17 protein-coding genes and 1 pseudogene are annotated in these 13922 nt (G+C 58.8%); 6 read left to right on the forward strand and 12 right to left on the reverse strand.

Annotation, left to right across the window (positions count from 1 at the left end; all coding sequences use genetic code 11):
- Together WCA53_RS03815 and WCA53_RS03820 are read right to left on the reverse strand one after the other, a co-directional pair.
- Positions 1 to 418, reverse strand: a 418-nt coding sequence (locus WCA53_RS03815; RefSeq protein WP_423905619.1) for a hypothetical protein, incomplete at its 3' end; no start/stop codon positions are given.
- Positions 419 to 557: 139 nt separating this feature from the next.
- Positions 558 to 950, reverse strand: coding sequence for an acyltransferase family protein (locus WCA53_RS03820; protein ID WP_423905621.1), 393 nt, complete (start codon positions 948 to 950; stop codon positions 558 to 560).
- A gap of 210 nt (positions 951 to 1160) precedes the next feature.
- Here WCA53_RS03820 and WCA53_RS03825 point away from each other — a divergent pair, with 210 nt between their 5' ends.
- Positions 1161 to 2240: an acyltransferase family protein gene (locus WCA53_RS03825; protein ID WP_423905623.1), complete on the forward strand. Its 1080-nt coding sequence runs from the start codon at positions 1161 to 1163 to the stop codon at positions 2238 to 2240.
- A gap of 329 nt (positions 2241 to 2569) precedes the next feature.
- Positions 2570 to 3493: a LysR family transcriptional regulator gene (locus tag WCA53_RS03830; RefSeq protein ID WP_423905625.1), complete on the forward strand. Its 924-nt coding sequence runs from the start codon at positions 2570 to 2572 to the stop codon at positions 3491 to 3493.
- An 18-nt stretch (positions 3494 to 3511) separates the two neighbouring features.
- Here WCA53_RS03830 and WCA53_RS03835 read toward each other — a convergent pair whose 3' ends face one another.
- On the reverse strand, positions 3512 to 4387 hold the full coding sequence (locus WCA53_RS03835; protein ID WP_423905628.1) for an SDR family NAD(P)-dependent oxidoreductase: 876 nt from the start codon (positions 4385 to 4387) through the stop codon (positions 3512 to 3514).
- Between the two features lie 138 nt (positions 4388 to 4525).
- On the opposite strand from WCA53_RS03835, the gene WCA53_RS03840 reads away from it, so the two are divergent.
- Both WCA53_RS03840 and WCA53_RS03845 read left to right on the forward strand, forming a co-directional pair.
- The gene (locus WCA53_RS03840; RefSeq protein ID WP_423905629.1) at positions 4526 to 5185 is read left to right on the forward strand and encodes a glutathione S-transferase family protein; all 660 of its coding nucleotides are present in this window, start codon (positions 4526 to 4528) and stop codon (positions 5183 to 5185) included.
- 117 nt (positions 5186 to 5302) lie between these two features.
- Entirely contained in the window at positions 5303 to 6067 is a 765-nt protein-coding gene (locus tag WCA53_RS03845) for an SDR family NAD(P)-dependent oxidoreductase (protein ID WP_423905630.1), read from the forward strand.
- Between the two features lie 92 nt (positions 6068 to 6159).
- On the opposite strand, the gene WCA53_RS03850 is transcribed toward WCA53_RS03845, so the two are convergent.
- The 7 genes and pseudogenes from WCA53_RS03850 to WCA53_RS03880 all read right to left on the reverse strand — a co-directional run bounded on the left by WCA53_RS03850 (position 6160) and on the right by WCA53_RS03880 (position 11321).
- On the reverse strand, positions 6160 to 6642 hold the full coding sequence (locus WCA53_RS03850) for a TolC family protein (RefSeq protein WP_423905632.1): 483 nt from the start codon (positions 6640 to 6642) through the stop codon (positions 6160 to 6162).
- A pseudogene (locus WCA53_RS03855) lies at positions 6638 to 7627 on the reverse strand (efflux transporter outer membrane subunit); the annotation flags it as partial. The pseudogene WCA53_RS03855 and the gene WCA53_RS03850, both read right to left, overlap by 5 nt.
- Positions 7624 to 8631 carry an efflux RND transporter periplasmic adaptor subunit gene (locus WCA53_RS03860; protein ID WP_423905634.1) on the reverse strand — a complete coding sequence of 336 codons (1008 nt, stop codon included), beginning with the start codon at positions 8629 to 8631 and terminating at the stop codon, positions 7624 to 7626. The gene WCA53_RS03860 and the pseudogene WCA53_RS03855, both read right to left, overlap by 4 nt.
- Positions 8632 to 8904, reverse strand: coding sequence for a hypothetical protein (locus tag WCA53_RS03865; RefSeq protein WP_423905637.1), 273 nt, complete (start codon positions 8902 to 8904; stop codon positions 8632 to 8634).
- Positions 8901 to 10400: an efflux RND transporter permease subunit gene (locus WCA53_RS03870; protein ID WP_423905638.1), complete on the reverse strand. Its 1500-nt coding sequence runs from the start codon at positions 10398 to 10400 to the stop codon at positions 8901 to 8903. The genes WCA53_RS03865 and WCA53_RS03870 overlap by 4 nt, the downstream gene beginning before the upstream one ends.
- Positions 10309 to 11175: an efflux RND transporter permease subunit gene (locus tag WCA53_RS03875; protein WP_423905640.1), complete on the reverse strand. Its 867-nt coding sequence runs from the start codon at positions 11173 to 11175 to the stop codon at positions 10309 to 10311. Before WCA53_RS03875 ends, WCA53_RS03870 begins: the two co-directional genes overlap by 92 nt.
- Positions 11157 to 11321, reverse strand: a complete 165-nt coding sequence (locus WCA53_RS03880; protein ID WP_423905642.1) for an efflux RND transporter permease subunit — start codon at positions 11319 to 11321, stop codon at positions 11157 to 11159. The genes WCA53_RS03875 and WCA53_RS03880 overlap by 19 nt, the downstream gene beginning before the upstream one ends.
- 569 nt (positions 11322 to 11890) lie before the next feature.
- Between WCA53_RS03880 and WCA53_RS03885 the strand changes: the two genes are divergently transcribed.
- Both WCA53_RS03885 and WCA53_RS03890 read left to right on the forward strand, forming a co-directional pair.
- Positions 11891 to 12316 carry a hypothetical protein gene (locus WCA53_RS03885; RefSeq protein WP_423905643.1) on the forward strand — a complete coding sequence of 142 codons (426 nt, stop codon included), beginning with the start codon at positions 11891 to 11893 and terminating at the stop codon, positions 12314 to 12316.
- A gap of 208 nt (positions 12317 to 12524) precedes the next feature.
- Positions 12525 to 12800, forward strand: coding sequence for a hypothetical protein (locus WCA53_RS03890; RefSeq protein ID WP_423905650.1), 276 nt, complete (start codon positions 12525 to 12527; stop codon positions 12798 to 12800).
- A gap of 91 nt (positions 12801 to 12891) precedes the next feature.
- Here WCA53_RS03890 and WCA53_RS03895 read toward each other — a convergent pair whose 3' ends face one another.
- A complete protein-coding gene (locus WCA53_RS03895; RefSeq protein WP_423905645.1) occupies positions 12892 to 13164 on the reverse strand; it encodes a DUF4148 domain-containing protein in 273 nt (90 codons plus the stop codon).
- Between the two features lie 232 nt (positions 13165 to 13396).
- The coding region (locus WCA53_RS03900) for a substrate binding domain-containing protein (RefSeq protein ID WP_423905648.1) at positions 13397 to 13922 on the reverse strand (526 nt) is incomplete at its 5' end.

Consider the following 13922-nt stretch of genomic DNA (forward strand, 5'->3'; position numbering starts at 1 on the left):
GGCGAATGGGCGCGCGTTCGCCGCCGCCAAGCGGCCCCATGAAGAATGGCTTGCCCAGCAGACCCAGGAACGAAGGAAACCTGAACGTTCCCAAAGTCAGGTGATGAATCAGGTCGACATCTTTGTGCAACCCGGTGCGCAGGCAGTACAACAGACAATAGAACTGCCAGAACACATAATAAAGACGGGAATTCAGATAGACGCGCTCACTTAATCCGAAGGTCGGTACTGAAATGTAGCGATAACTAAGATTCGATGACGGATTTTTTGGCGCGGTGCGGAGGTGCGCCTCGAAGAATTTATGGGTCAGTACAACGACTTCGTGATCTCTCGCAAGCGTCTCGGCCCATCGCCAGCCTACGCCCGGTTCGGATCCCCACTCAGAGGAACAAGCTGATGCCGATAGCAGTATTTTCATGGTGTTTGTTCTTGCTCTCAATGCGGGGTTGCAGTGTCGACGCTGCCTTTGACGCCGAGCCTGGGCACTAGAAAGACAATGGCTGAGGCACGTTCCGTGAATTGAAGAACAGCATCCTCCAGTCGCAGAAGGGCTGCCTTCAGGCGAAGCGCGGGCTTTTCGACGCACCACCAGGCAGTAGCGCGCCGACCATTGTGTCGACTGCGAGGGCGGGAACCAGTCGCAGTCCACGCAGGCCAACAAAGGACACAAGCGTCCTGCATCTTTCCAGACTGCCGGCCGCGAGAAACCCGCTCAACGCGAAGAACATCGGAAGAATAATGGCGAGTAGAGGGCGTGCAGGACCACGCCATACTGCATACGTAAAATCCTTCCCATAGCATACGTTGATCGCGTGGCTGCAGACCACAAGCGTGGCGAGCGGAAGGCGCATATAGTCGAAGCCCGATGGATGGTTCGGTGCATCTGTGAGGCGCTTTGCTAACGTTATACGTAGCGCCTTACCGGAGGTCAGATGCGGCTGTTTGCTCATTGTGTTCCTCCGCGTTAGTCGTAGATCGTACGTGGACACAACTTCGCCGACAGACATAACTAAGGCGCCGTCCGCCAGACCATCAAGCAAACGGCGGACAAGGCGCGATCATTGTCTGATAAGGCGTCGCGGATGCGCATACGCTGTGCCGGATCAATCATTTGAACGCCACTCGTTTTCGCCGGGAGGCGAACTCGGGGACGCGTGCTGATGACAAACCATCGCGATGTATTTCTAGACGTCTTGCGAGTCGTGGCGGCGGTTTCGGTCTTGTTCTATCACGTCGGCTTCCGAGGGTACGCGGCCGACGGACTCATGGAGCATGTCCGATTCGACTCGATCGCTCCCGTCGCGCAGTACGGATTCATGGGCGTCGAACTCTTTTTCATCATCTCTGGCTATGTGATTTTTCTCAGTGCGGATGGCAGATCGGCCAGGGAGTTCGTTCTTTCGCGGGCAATTCGTCTATACCCGACTTTCTGGATATGCGCAGCCATCACAATCGCAGTAAGCACGATATCCAGCGATCCGAAATTCCGTGCGTCCGGTCTCGATGTTGCGTTAAATATTCCGATCGTGGCGACATGGTTCGGTGGCCATCACATTGACGGGTCCTATTGGTCGCTGGTGCTGGAGATCGAGTTCTACATCATTGTGGCCATTGCCCTGAAGATATGGCCCATGCAACGGGTACATTACGCCCTCATTGCCTGGGTGGTGCTCGGCTGTGTCGCGTCGTTGATGCAAAATAAGTTGGGACTACCGATCCATTATCCTGGCGGATACTACACGGGGTTCTTTGCAATGGGTGCGGGAATTTATCTCCTGCGGCGCAACGACAAGACATTCGGGCCATGGCTTTTGCTGGCGATATCCTATCTAAGCGCACTAGGCGCAGCGTATTTTTTTGGGAAGAAATACGATGCCTATTTTGGGTCGCATCTTTCCTTTGCGCTAATGGCCGTTCTCATTACGGTTTTCGGATTGCTCGTGTACGCATCGCCAAGCATTACCGTCAGGTCTAGCCGCTGGACCCGCCTTGCCGTTTTTGCGGGCGGTGTCACGTATCCATTCTATTTGCTTCACCAGAACATCAGCTACATGATCATCAATCATTTTTTTTCGCAGGAAACCCGTTGGCTAGGGTTGGCGACAAGCCTGATCACCGCAATCGCGCTCGCGTCGGGCGTCTACGCATTCTACGACAGACCTGTGAGGCGCGTGCTCTCGAAACTCGCCTTCGGCACGCGCTCCCGAACTGCAAAGCCGGAGACCGTCGCGAGCGCTTAAAGATCTGACGACCTGAGCGCGTTCGGTCTCGTGACCAAGGGCGTTCGATTACGGCGGCATCATCTGGTTACGTTGCCGCTGCTTCTGCTCGTTTCCCATCGCTGATTGGGGGTGATTCACAAAGGGCGCAGAACAACGGGTTTTTCCATTAAAATATTTAGAGGTGCGGATTAACCGTTGCTGCGCCTGGGAGCGCATAGCGTCACCTAGCCCTATTCCCGGCCAATTCCGGGTTGCAACTCGAATTTGGCTTAAGCGTAGAATGTGTCGGCGGTTAGGAATAAGACTTTGTATATCTAGAGCCCTATTCGGCAGGCATGGAGAGAGCAATGGAGCTTCGACATCTTCGCTACTTTGTTGCTGTCGCGGAGACGGGTAGCTTCACGACGGCGGCCGAACAGCGACTGCATACGGCCCAGCCTTCCCTCAGCCGTCAGATCCGCGATCTTGAAGAGGAAGTCGGTGTCGATCTGCTGATACGAGGCGCCCGTGGGGTTGAATTGACAGCGGCAGGTCGCGCTTTTCTTGAGCACGCTCGTGCAACGTTAGCGCAAGCGGAGTCCGCCATTGAAGCGGCTCGGCGGGCGGCGCATCGTTTAAAGCCCGTATTTGCGCTAGGATTCCTCACTGGGCAGGAGATAGAGTGGTTGCCGGAAGCGATGCGCGTTCTGCGCGACGAACTCCCTCAAATTGAGGTTACGGTCTCTAGTCAATACTCGCCGTCGCTTCGCGATGCCCTGTTGAAAGGCGATCTCGACCTCGCATTCATGCGACCTGAGCCGAACGTGCCGGGCCTTGCGTACCGGCTTGTTGTCAAGGAACCATTGGTTGTCGTTTTGCCAAGTGATCACCCTCTCGCGGCTTGCGAAACGATCGATCTTCCGCAGTTCATTGGCGAGACGTTCATCACCGTTTCGCACACGGCTCCTACTGTGCGGACCGTCATCGAGGAGTTTATCCTGCAGTCAGGCCTGGACATACGCGCAAGCTATGAGGTGGATAACCTCGCGATGGCGGTGTCATTAGTGGCATCGACGCGCGGTCTCGCGTTGCTTCCGTGTTACGCCAAGAATTTCCTTCCCGGGTCGGTGACAAGTCGTCCGCTTGCTGTTGAACCGCCGACTATCGACCTGGTGATCGGTTATAGCAGGACCAACACTTCGCCGATACTGAGTTTATTTCTTTCCAGAATCGACCATCTACTCTCCCGTTGCAGGTCGGTAGCGGCCGAAAACCGAGCATCCGTCGGATAGCTGCCGCGGCGTACGAACTCAGGCATTCATCCCGCCATCCACCGTAAGATTCGTTCCGGTAATGTACGAGGCCGTCGGGCCGGCGATGAACGCCACCATTGCGGCGATTTCCTCAACGCGCCCGTAGCGACCGAGCGCTGTGGCGGCCTTCTGCGGCACCGCCCAATCGCCTGAGGCGGGATTCAAGTCCGTATCGATTGGTCCCGGCTGGACGTTGTTGACTGTGATGCCCCGGCCTCCCACCTCTCTGGACAGCGCCTGGGTGAACATCCTGACGGCCGCTTTCGTGGCTGCGTAGGACACGAGCCCGGGCGCAATGGCACGCTCGCCCACCGCCGAACCGATCATGATGATGCGACCACCATCACTCAGATGTTTCAGCGCCGCCTTGGTCGTCGCGAAAACGCCTCGGATGTTGATGTCGATCACTCTATCCATCTCTTCCAAAGTCGTGTCTTCGAATGGTTTTGGGATGGCCGTGCCGGCATTGTTGACCAGCACATCCAGCCGGCCGAAGGTCGCAAAAGTTTTTTCGACCGCGGCTTCGACAGCTTTGACGTCGGCGGCATCCGCCTGGATCGCAATCGCCTTTCCGCCATTGAGTTCGATCTCTTTGACGACCTCCGATGCCGCGCTTGCGTCCTTCGCGTATGTGAACGCCACAATCGCTCCATCCGCGGCCAGACGTTTCGCGATTGCCGCACCGATGCCGCGTGAGCCACCGGTAACGAGTGCTACTTTTTTGGCTAAATCGGACATTTGATTTCCTGGAAATAGATCGTAGTACAAATGGTTGATGTATCGTGCTGAAACGATTATAGGATTCCGTGAGGGGTGCGACAAAGACCTTGTAAGCAGGGTGGCATGCCTCTCGGGCATGGCAGGCGAGAACATGTCATCCCCTTTGACATGATCGCCAAATCGCCGACGATCGCTGTCGATTTCCCCCGGTGTCGTTCGTCATCAAGTATTGCAGTCTTTCCCGCTGCCTGCACCCGGGCGGCGTTCCTTTCTATACCAAGGCGAACCGCGATGACATTGAAGCTATACGCTCACCCTTTTTCCGCATACTGCCAGAAGGCCCTGGTCGCGCTGTACGAAAACGACACGCCGTTCGAGTTGCGCGAGTTGTCGCACGACAACCCGCAGGTGATGGCGGAATTAACGGCGCTGTGGCCACTTAAGCGCTTTCCTGTGCTTGTGGACGCCGGCCGTACCGTTACCGAGGCGACCATCATCATCGAGTACCTGGGCTTGTACTATCCGGGGCCCGTGCCGCTGCTTCCCGCGGATCCCCGCGCCGCGCTGGAAGTCCGCAGCATGGATCGGTTCTTTGACAATTACATTTCGACGCCGTCGCAAAAGATCGTGTTCGACAGCCTGCGGCCGGAGACGGATCGCGACCCGTGTGGCGTCGCCGACGCCCGCGCAATGCTCGAGATAGCTTATGGCTGGCTCGACGGGATCATGGCGGGGCGCGAATGGGCGGCAGGAGACACCTTCAGCCTTGCCGACTGCGGCGCCGCGCCGTTCCTGTTCTATGCGGACTGGACGCATAGGATCGACGCCTCATTTGCGCACGTGATCGCCTACCGGCAGCGACTGCTGGCGCGTCCGTCATTTGCGCGCGCCGTCGACGAAGCGCGTCCGTATCGCCCGCTGTTCCCGCTCGGCGCGCCCGATCGCGATTGATCGATGGAGGATTAATAGTGACTTCCGGTGACAGATCGCGCCGCGTTCGTTCAAGCGTACCTCCTTCGGGCGACAGCGGTAGAATTTCTACCGCCACTATGAAAAGGGAGTGTAACGATGGACCTGCATCTCAAAGGATCAAGAATAATCGTAACGGGCGCGACCCGGGGTATTGGACTTGCCATCGCCAATACCTTTGCTGCTGAGGGCGCCGACGTAGCGGTTTGCTCCCGCGATGCGAGTACGGCAAACAAGCTGGCGGCGTCTCTGGTGGAGCGCGGCGCGGGACGTTCGTTGGGAGCAGCAATTGATGTATCAGACGGTGCGGCTCTTAAGCAATGGGTGATAGATGTAGGGACGCAATGGGGCGGGTTAGACGTCGTCGTGTCCAATGTAAGTGCCTTGGCTATCTCGGATGATCTAAGTTCTTGGCACAAGAGCTTCGAGACAGACATCCTTGGTACAGTCAACCTTGTTAGCGCCGCCATCCCATTTCTCGAAAAAAGCAAGGAGGCTTCAATCGTCGCGATATCCAGTGTGTCTGGACGAGAAATCGACTTTGCGGCAGGCCCGTACGGTTCCTTAAAAGCGGCATTAATACATTACGTTCAGGGCCTTGCCCAGCAATTGGCGGCGAAAGGGATCCGCGCAAACACCGTCTCTCCTGGAAACGTCTACTTCGAGGGCGGCGTCTGGAATGACATTGAACGTGACGATCCAACGTTGTACGCCAAGGCGCTCGCACTCAATCCCACCGGTCGCATGGGAACGCCGCAAGAGATTGCGAATGCGGTCGCGTTTATCTCTAGTCCCGCGGCAAGCTTCATCAGCGGCGCAAACCTTGTAGTGGATGGAGCGCTTACCCGCGGTGTCCAATTGTAGGGTGTCCGAATAATTGGATAAAGCTGGACGCGGACAACCGCGTCCAGCTTTCTACGCAACACTGACATGCGGGCATGACCTTAAAGCCGGTGCTAATCGTGCGCGTGGACATCGGCAGGCGCAGTATGCAAGTCAAGCGGATTGAACGGTGTGGTCTGATCCTCCGTAGGGAGGTCGGCCGCGCTCCAGCCACCGCCTAGCGCGCCGGTCAGTGCCACGGCCGCCTGCAATCGTCGCGTCTGCACTTGCACTTCGGACGTCTCGGCGGTCAGCGCCGCGATTTGCGCGACAGTGACGTTTAGATAATTGTCGAGGCCATCCGTATAGAGGCTCATCGAAAGGTTCTGGGTCTTGACCGCCGCTTGCAGCGCGGCCTCCTGCTGACTCGCTTCGGTAGCGAGACTTTCCGTTAGCACCAATTCATCCTCCACCTGCCGGAACGCTTCGAGCACGGTGGCGCGGTAATTGTCGCCCGCCTGCGCAAATTGCGAGTTGCTGCGTTCGAACTCCGCCCGCCGCTGCCCCCCGTCGAATAGCGTCAGCGCTGCTTGCGAGCGCAAAGCCGGTGTCCTCAAATCCGCCCGCCGCGCTCAAGCGAATGTTCGGATAGTACGCTGCACGGGATACGCCAATCGCGGCGTTCGCAGCCGCCATGGCGCGCTCCGCCTGTGCGATGTCAGGTCGTCTTTGCAATAGCGTCGAGGGGACGCCCACGGGAATGACCGGGAAGGCGATCCGGGCATCCGTCAAAGGCGGCAGCGTGAAGCTCGCGGGATTCTCGCCGACTAGCGCAGCGACCGCATGGACGAGAACCGCGCGTTGCCCCTGTACGTCTGTATCGGCGGCTTGTGCCGAGGAGAGTTGGGTCTGGGCACGCGCCACGTCGAGCCCGGAGGCGATCTTTCCGTTGAAGCGCATCTGCGTGATCTCGACGGCGTTCCGGTAAAGACCGATTGCCTTCTGGTAGACCGCGTGTTCGGTATCGAGACCGTAGATCGCCATGTAGTCGCCAGCCAACTCTATCTCCAGGCTCAGCCTTGCGGAAGCGACCTGGGCCGCCACGCCTTGGGCGTTCGCCTGTGCCTGTTTCGTGCTGTTGCGGATCTGATCCCAGAAGTCAGGTTCCCAGGTTGCCGCCGCGCCATAGCCGTTGGACTGCTGTTGTAGAGGGCCAGTGCCGCTATGGAACAACGTGTGAGCCGACTCCTTGTTCTCAGAGACGAAGGCTCGCGCGTTTAACTGCGGGAAGAGTCCCGAGCGCGCCTCGCCGACAATATCCCGGGCTTGGGTGTAGGTCTCCTGCGCCGCCTGAAGATCGGGGTTGGAGGCATCGAGTTGCGTCTCGAGGCGATTCAGTTGTGCGTCGCCGAACATCTCCCACCAGGGGCCATGCCCGAGCTGATCTTCGGGGCGCGCCTTCTCGAATGGTCCCGTGCCTTGATACTCATCGGGCAGCAGCATGTGCGGCGCTTTGTAGACAGGCGCCAGATCGCAGCCGGCGAGCAGCGCGAGCGCCGCACAGCAGATTTTCCGAAGGGGAGGGTGAACGCTGAACATCATTCGTCCGACTCGTTCTTAGCGGCTTCGACTTTTGCGCGCTGCGCCGCGCTCAGGGAGGCCGATTCTGGTTCGGCAGGCCGAAACCGCTGGTCAGGCGCGATACCCGGCACGCCCTGGACTACTGCCACTTTCTCGCCTTCCAGGATCCCCGCCGACGGGCTGACGATCAGGCGATCAGTTCTCTTAATCCCTGACACGACTTGCACGGTCGGACCGAGGTTGAGTCCCAGCTTGACGTCCTGCAAATGTACTTTGTCATCAGGGCCAACGATTGCCGCCTGCATGCCTTCGGCACGGAACAATAGTGCCTGCTCCGGCACGATGAGCACGTCGCGGCCCATGGGAACTTCGAAATGCACGTCGGCGTAATTGCCCGGCCAGATCAGATGATCGGGGTTGGGTACCAGCAGTTCGGTCACCACCGTTCGCGTCTTCGGATCGAATGCGTTCGCGCTGGTGTCGAAGGTGGCCTTGAACGTCACGTCCGGATATTGCGGCAGCGAAAGGGTGGCGGTCAGGCCGGGTTTGAGGACTCCGGAATAGTCCTGTGGCACCGACACGAACACGCGCATTTCGTGAATGTCGGCGATGCTGAACAACTCGTCGGCCGCGCCTCGTGCGCTGACGTCGCCGCCGGCCGCATTCACATAGTTGCCTATGTCGGTCTTGCGCGAGGTGACCACGCCGTCGAACGGCGCGACGATCTGCTTAAAGCCTTCAAGTACCTTGTAGCGTGCAACCTGATGCTCGGCGGCGCGCACCTGTGCTTTCTGCGCGGCGGCGTTCGCGATCTTCTCGTCGACTTCCTGCTGGGAAACCGCCTGCGTACCGGCGAGCGCAGACCAGCGGTTCGCGGTCACTTTCGCCAGGTTGTAGTTTGTCTGCGCGACATCCAGGTTCGCCTTCGCGCTCTCGTACTGCTCGTCCACAGCAGGGGCATTGATGCTCGCAAGCACGTCGCCCGCCTTGACCACGGCGCCGTAGTCCTTGTACCACTTGGCCAACTACCCGGACACCTGCGCATAGATCGGCGCGTAGTACCACGCGTTGACATTCCCGGGGAGGGTAAGCGTGCGTGTTGCCGGTCCCGGAATAGGCGAGATCACCTGAACCAGCGGGATTGATTCCTCATCGGCGATATTGCGTAGGTCGGCGACATTGCTGTATCGCCGGACGATGCCGGAGACGACCAGCCCGGCTACCACGAGCACGCCGAGCGCGATCAGCAGGTGGGATCGCGCACGGCTTGGCGGCGAAATGTCTCGATCGACGGTCATGCGTGCGACTCCGTGGGTTCGTCCCTGTTGCCGTGCAAGAGCGCAAATACGCATGGCACGAACAGAAGGGTGGCGATGGTTGCGAACAACAGTCCGCCGATTACTGCGCGTCCGAGCGGCGCGTTCAGGGTGTTGCTGAACGACATCGGCAGCATGCCGATGATCATCGCGAGCGCGGTCATCAGGACTGGCCGGATCCGGCCGGCTCCCGCCTCGATCGCGGCCTCGACCGCGTTGCCATGTTCGGCCAGGCGGTCACGGGCGAACGAGACCACCAGGATCGAGTTGGCCGTCGCGGTGCCCATGCACATGATTGCGCCGGTGAGCGCCGGGACTGAGAGGGTCGTGTGGGTCAGGAAGAGACTCCAGACAATTCCTGCCAGCGCGGCCGGCAACGCGGTGATGATGATGAAAGGATCGAGCCACGACTGAAAGTTGACGACGATGACGAGATACACCAGCAGCACCGACAGTGCGAGCCCCGCGATCAACTGCTCATAGGCAGTGCTCATCGTCTGCGCCTGACCGCGCAGGTGCACGCTAGCGCCATAGGGGAGTTCGCCGCTCATGTTGGCGACCACCTTGGCCACTGCATCGTTCACCGCGCCAAGGTCGCGCCGCTGATTGCTCACGAAGATGTCGACTACCGGCAGGATGCTGTAATGCGAGGCCAGCACCGGTGTACCGGTCTGGGTAATGCGGCTGAGCGCGCCCAGGATCTGCGTGCCAGCGTCCATCCCTCCCCCCTTGCCGTTATCGATCGGAATCGTTTCAAGATCGTTGAATGAGGTCAACTGGTCTTGCGGCGTTTGCAGGTTGACGAGGTGCGACACGCCGGACGATGTATCGAGCCAGTATGTCGGCGCGGTCTGCCCGCTGCCGGACAAGGCCGCGAGTGCGTTGACAGCGATGTTGGCTTCCGTCAGGTTAATCCCCGATGCGAACGAGCGGGACGCCGCGATCTTCAGGGTCGGCTGGTCCAGCGACTGCTGGATATTGACGTCAGCGCTCCCGGGAATGCGCCGCAGGCGTGCCGCCAACGCTTGCGCGTAGGCGAAGTTTGCCGCAAGCGTGCGTCCGGAAATCTGTACATCGATTGGCGCCGGCAGACCGAAGTTGAGAATCTTCGCGGTGATGTCGCCGGGCAGGAACGTAAAGGTCGTCCCGGGAAACTGCTTGGGCAGCTCGCGCCGCATCTTGAAGCGATAGTCGTCGACGGGCGAGCGGTTGCTCTTGAGGTTGATCGTGATGTCGCAGTCCTGCGGGCCAATCGTGCCTGACGAACTGTACGCCTGGTTGATGCCGCTGGAGGGTAGACCGCAGTTGTCCAGTATGTTGGTCACCTGACCGGGCAGGATCCGGCGAATCGACCCATTGACGAGGACGGCGATCTTCGAAGCGTCCTCAAGGCGCGTGCCAATCGGCGCTCGCATGTGCATGTCGATCTCGCCCGACTTGATACTCGGAAAGAAGTCGCGCCCGAGAAATCCGATCATTGCCAGCGACGCGAATGCGCAAACAATGAACACTGTGACGAAGATCTCGCGCTGCGTGAAGCGCGAGTCCGCCGAGGGTCATGATGTTGATCGTCTGACCGAACCACGACAGCGCCAACACCGAGCACAGGATGGCGAGCGGAATCGACGTGGCGACGATCAACGTCGAGCGCCAGCTTCCCAGGAAGAGCAACACGGTCAGGCCCGTCAGGATGGCGGCCGTGATCATTTCCTGGACCACTTCCTTCACTGAGTCGCGCACGAAACCGGATTGGTCGTTCAGCGTCTTGATCTGCACGCCGGGCGGCAGCGTGCGGATAATGCCCGGTAGCGCGTTCTTGATGCCTGCCACGACGGCAAGCGTCGACGCATCGCCGCTCTTCAGGATCTGGATCAGCACCGCCTGTTTGCCCTGTACCAGCACCGCATTGATCTGTGGCGGCGAACCGCGGTGTACATAGGCGACGTCGCGCAGGTAGACGGTCGCGCCGTCGACAGTCTTGATCGGCAAGTTGTTGAAGGTCGCCACGGCAATCGGACTGGCGTTCGTCTGGACCAGGAAATCCAGTGCGCCGATCTTCTGATCCCCCGCCGGCAGCACGATGTTCTGCGACTTCAATGCGTTGCCGACGTCCACTGCCGATAAACCGCGCGCCATCAACTTCGTCTGATCGAGGTCGACTTCGACGTTCAGCGACGCGCCGCCGTAGGGGCTCGGAATCGCCGCACCGGGCACGGCGACCAGTTGCGGTCGAATCAGGTTCGACGAGTCCATACCACCGCCACGACCGGAATCTTTATATCGGGAAAGATATCTGTCGGAGTCTTGTAAGCGGCCAGGCCGCCGAATAGCACGATCAGGATGGTCATCACCACAAACGTCAGCGGGCGACGTAGCGCGATTTCGACAAGAGCGTTCATGGAAGGCCGATTGGACAGGGTGCGGTCGACAGTCACAAGAGCCGAGACCGGAACAGCAGGGGAGCCTTGAATAGGGCTCGTGGCAGCGGTGGCTCAAGATGGCCTCGACCGTTCGATCAAGGTAATTGAGTCGCGTGCCGGGGAACACTATACGAACCGATGCCGCGCCTTCTACGTGCGTTTGTAACGCCTCATCCGTTCGTATAGGGTGCCTGAGAAGGTTAGGCGATCACTGTCTGATGGTAAAGAGCTGTTGCATAAACTGTAGCAGGCCGTGATCAAAACGAGTCGATGTAACATGGGTAGGAATACGTATTAGTTAAGCCCGTAGAGAGATGATAAGCGGCCGAGCGCCTGGGAGCGCCGCAGGCGTGGATCGGTTAGGTCCGGTCAAACCAAGGTATTAAGCACGCAAACGAAGAGGGTGCGCGAGGCATCCGCTTGTAGCATGGTTTGTGTTGGAGATTGGGCCTACCTTTAATACAACGCGGTACCTGATACGCGGTCTCCCGATTCCCGGCATGACTCGGCATCGACACGATCGCGGGAGCCCTTCCAAGGCAAGACACATGAAAAACCTCAGCTTTCTGACGCATCAGGAGATCTTCAACGCTTCGGTGCATCATCTTCTCGGCCAGGGTCAGGCGGCATTACTGGAGCACGGCGGCGGTGCATATCGCGGATATTGCGGTGGCTGCCCTGTCGGCAGCTTCATCAAGCCACGTGATTATCTGAGCGCAATGGAGGGCGTACCGGTTCGCACCATTAACAAGCCGCCGGATCAGGTGCCCGCCTACATGGACGTCGGGGTGGCGGCACTCAAGCGGGCCCTGCTGCGTTCGCGTATCAACATCTACGATCCGACGACCGTTGAATTGTTGAGCTGCCTGCAGAACGTACACGACGTCTTCGGTAAATGGGAATGGCGGGACCGCTTCGTTTCCATCGCTCGTCAATTCGGCCTTTCAACTGACGGGGGCAGACTCGTTGCTTGAGAGAAGTCGGCAGGCTTTGCGGTCGCCGGATCCAAAGGGTCGGCGACCTTCATCCGCATCTTTGTCTGGTGACTTACGTACGATACATCGGATACGATGTAATCGAAGGCGCTTGACATTGGAAATGGCTCCTGTATTATTCATCGCATCCGAGCAAAACGTATCCGATCAAAATAGATTCTTCCCCTTTTAAGTCATTGGAGATTTCATCATGAACAAGCATCTCATCGCCGTCATCATCGCAGCCAGCGCCGCTCTCGCCGCTCCCGCTTTTGCCAGCAGCGGCTACGGTCCGGCACCTCACTACAACCCGATCGCGGGCGCACCCGCTTCGCAGCGCGGTGAAAGTGCAGCGACGATCCACGCGGAAACCGCGGACGCCGACGCCAACGCGCGAGCGTTTGGTGGCGTCGCAGAAACGACTTTCCAATCGGGTAGCCGCGCCCAGGCTTATGAGGCGCAATCGCTGTACTCGCATCACTAAGCGCAGCCAGGCTGGCGGGTTTGAGCGCGCAGCAACCCTGCGCGCTTCTGCGTTCTTTCTGACTAGTCGTCACACTTGCCGTAGTGCCGTCTCAAGGGTGGCAAGTCGACGATGTCATCTGGGAGCCGGCCTGCGCTGCACCGCGCGCGGCATCGGCCTGTGCCGCTAGTTTTGCTTCCGCTGCCTGGATCTCGACCGGATAGTCATTGTCGCTACCTCCCGGACGGTAGCCGGCCTGCTCGATACATACAACTTCCGCCTGCACTTGCGCACGGGTCAATGGGCCAGATGAGGTTTGAGCGGAGGTTAGTATCGGGCTCGCAAGTGCGCTAACGGCGAGGGTAAGGAATATCAGCGGCTTCATAATTTGATCTCCTTCAATGCATGATCGGAGCGTCAAAGCGAAAGTGACCAGGACGACGCTTTAAAAGTATAGGACGCTAGCCACATAGGGAAATCACACTGAGGTATAGAAATTCCATGCGAGCATATGGGAACGTCAGGTTTCTCGTTGCGCTGCAGCGAAGAACCGTAGCGTAGTTGTTGCCTGCCTGCCTTCCCGCCTTAACGCCACAAGCCGGAACGGTCGGACTTCCTCATTGGCGATGCGACCAGGTCTGCGTCCATCGGCGTTCATATTCCATCTTGTCGAAATTCTCGATGAGGAAATCGATAAATGCCCGGACCTTGGACGACATGAACTTCCGGTTCTGGTAGGCGATATTTATCTTCAGCCTTGGCAGATCCCAGTCATCGAGAATAGGCACGAGGCGCCCCGCCACGAGGTCCTCGTGGATGATATAGATTGGCTGGATCAATATCCCGAGACTGTTCAAGCCTGCCTTGCAGATGACCTGTCCTTCGTTGGATTCCAGCAAGCCTTCAATCCTGACGGTACGCGTAGTCGATCCCTTTGTGAACGCAAGCTCATAGGGGTTATTGGCAAGCGTGTAGATCAGGAACCGATGACCTTCGAGTTCTTCGAGTGCCATGGGAGTGCCGTGGCGGCTCAGGTATTCGGGGGACGCGGCGAGGATCCGCCGGGTTTCCGCCAGGCGCCGAATGATCAGCGCTGAGTCCGCTTCGTGTTCGCGGGTACGGATCGCGACATCGATTCCGCCT

Source organism: Caballeronia sp. (assembly GCF_049581465.1).
GTDB lineage: Bacteria > Pseudomonadota > Gammaproteobacteria > Burkholderiales > Burkholderiaceae > Caballeronia.

Excerpts from the sequence above, each read along its gene's own strand:
- WCA53_RS03845 (WP_423905630.1), top strand. The coding sequence starts at position 5,303 with ATGGACCTGCATCTCAAAGGATCAAGAATAATCGTAACGGGCGCGACC.
- WCA53_RS03820 (WP_423905621.1), bottom strand. The coding sequence starts at position 950 with ATGAGCAAACAGCCGCATCTGACCTCCGGTAAGGCGCTACGTATAACG.
- WCA53_RS03825 (WP_423905623.1), top strand. The coding sequence starts at position 1,161 with ATGACAAACCATCGCGATGTATTTCTAGACGTCTTGCGAGTCGTGGCG.
- WCA53_RS03875 (WP_423905640.1), bottom strand. The coding sequence starts at position 11,175 with ATGGACTCGTCGAACCTGATTCGACCGCAACTGGTCGCCGTGCCCGGT.
- WCA53_RS03885 (WP_423905643.1), top strand. The coding sequence starts at position 11,891 with ATGAAAAACCTCAGCTTTCTGACGCATCAGGAGATCTTCAACGCTTCG.
- WCA53_RS03895 (WP_423905645.1), bottom strand. The coding sequence starts at position 13,164 with ATGAAGCCGCTGATATTCCTTACCCTCGCCGTTAGCGCACTTGCGAGC.
- WCA53_RS03870 (WP_423905638.1), bottom strand. The coding sequence starts at position 10,400 with ATGATCGGATTTCTCGGGCGCGACTTCTTTCCGAGTATCAAGTCGGGC.
- WCA53_RS03830 (WP_423905625.1), top strand. The coding sequence starts at position 2,570 with ATGGAGCTTCGACATCTTCGCTACTTTGTTGCTGTCGCGGAGACGGGT.
- WCA53_RS03835 (WP_423905628.1), bottom strand. The coding sequence starts at position 4,387 with ATGTTCTCGCCTGCCATGCCCGAGAGGCATGCCACCCTGCTTACAAGG.
- WCA53_RS03865 (WP_423905637.1), bottom strand. The coding sequence starts at position 8,904 with ATGACCGTCGATCGAGACATTTCGCCGCCAAGCCGTGCGCGATCCCAC.
- WCA53_RS03880 (WP_423905642.1), bottom strand. The coding sequence starts at position 11,321 with ATGAACGCTCTTGTCGAAATCGCGCTACGTCGCCCGCTGACGTTTGTG.
- WCA53_RS03840 (WP_423905629.1), top strand. The coding sequence starts at position 4,526 with ATGACATTGAAGCTATACGCTCACCCTTTTTCCGCATACTGCCAGAAG.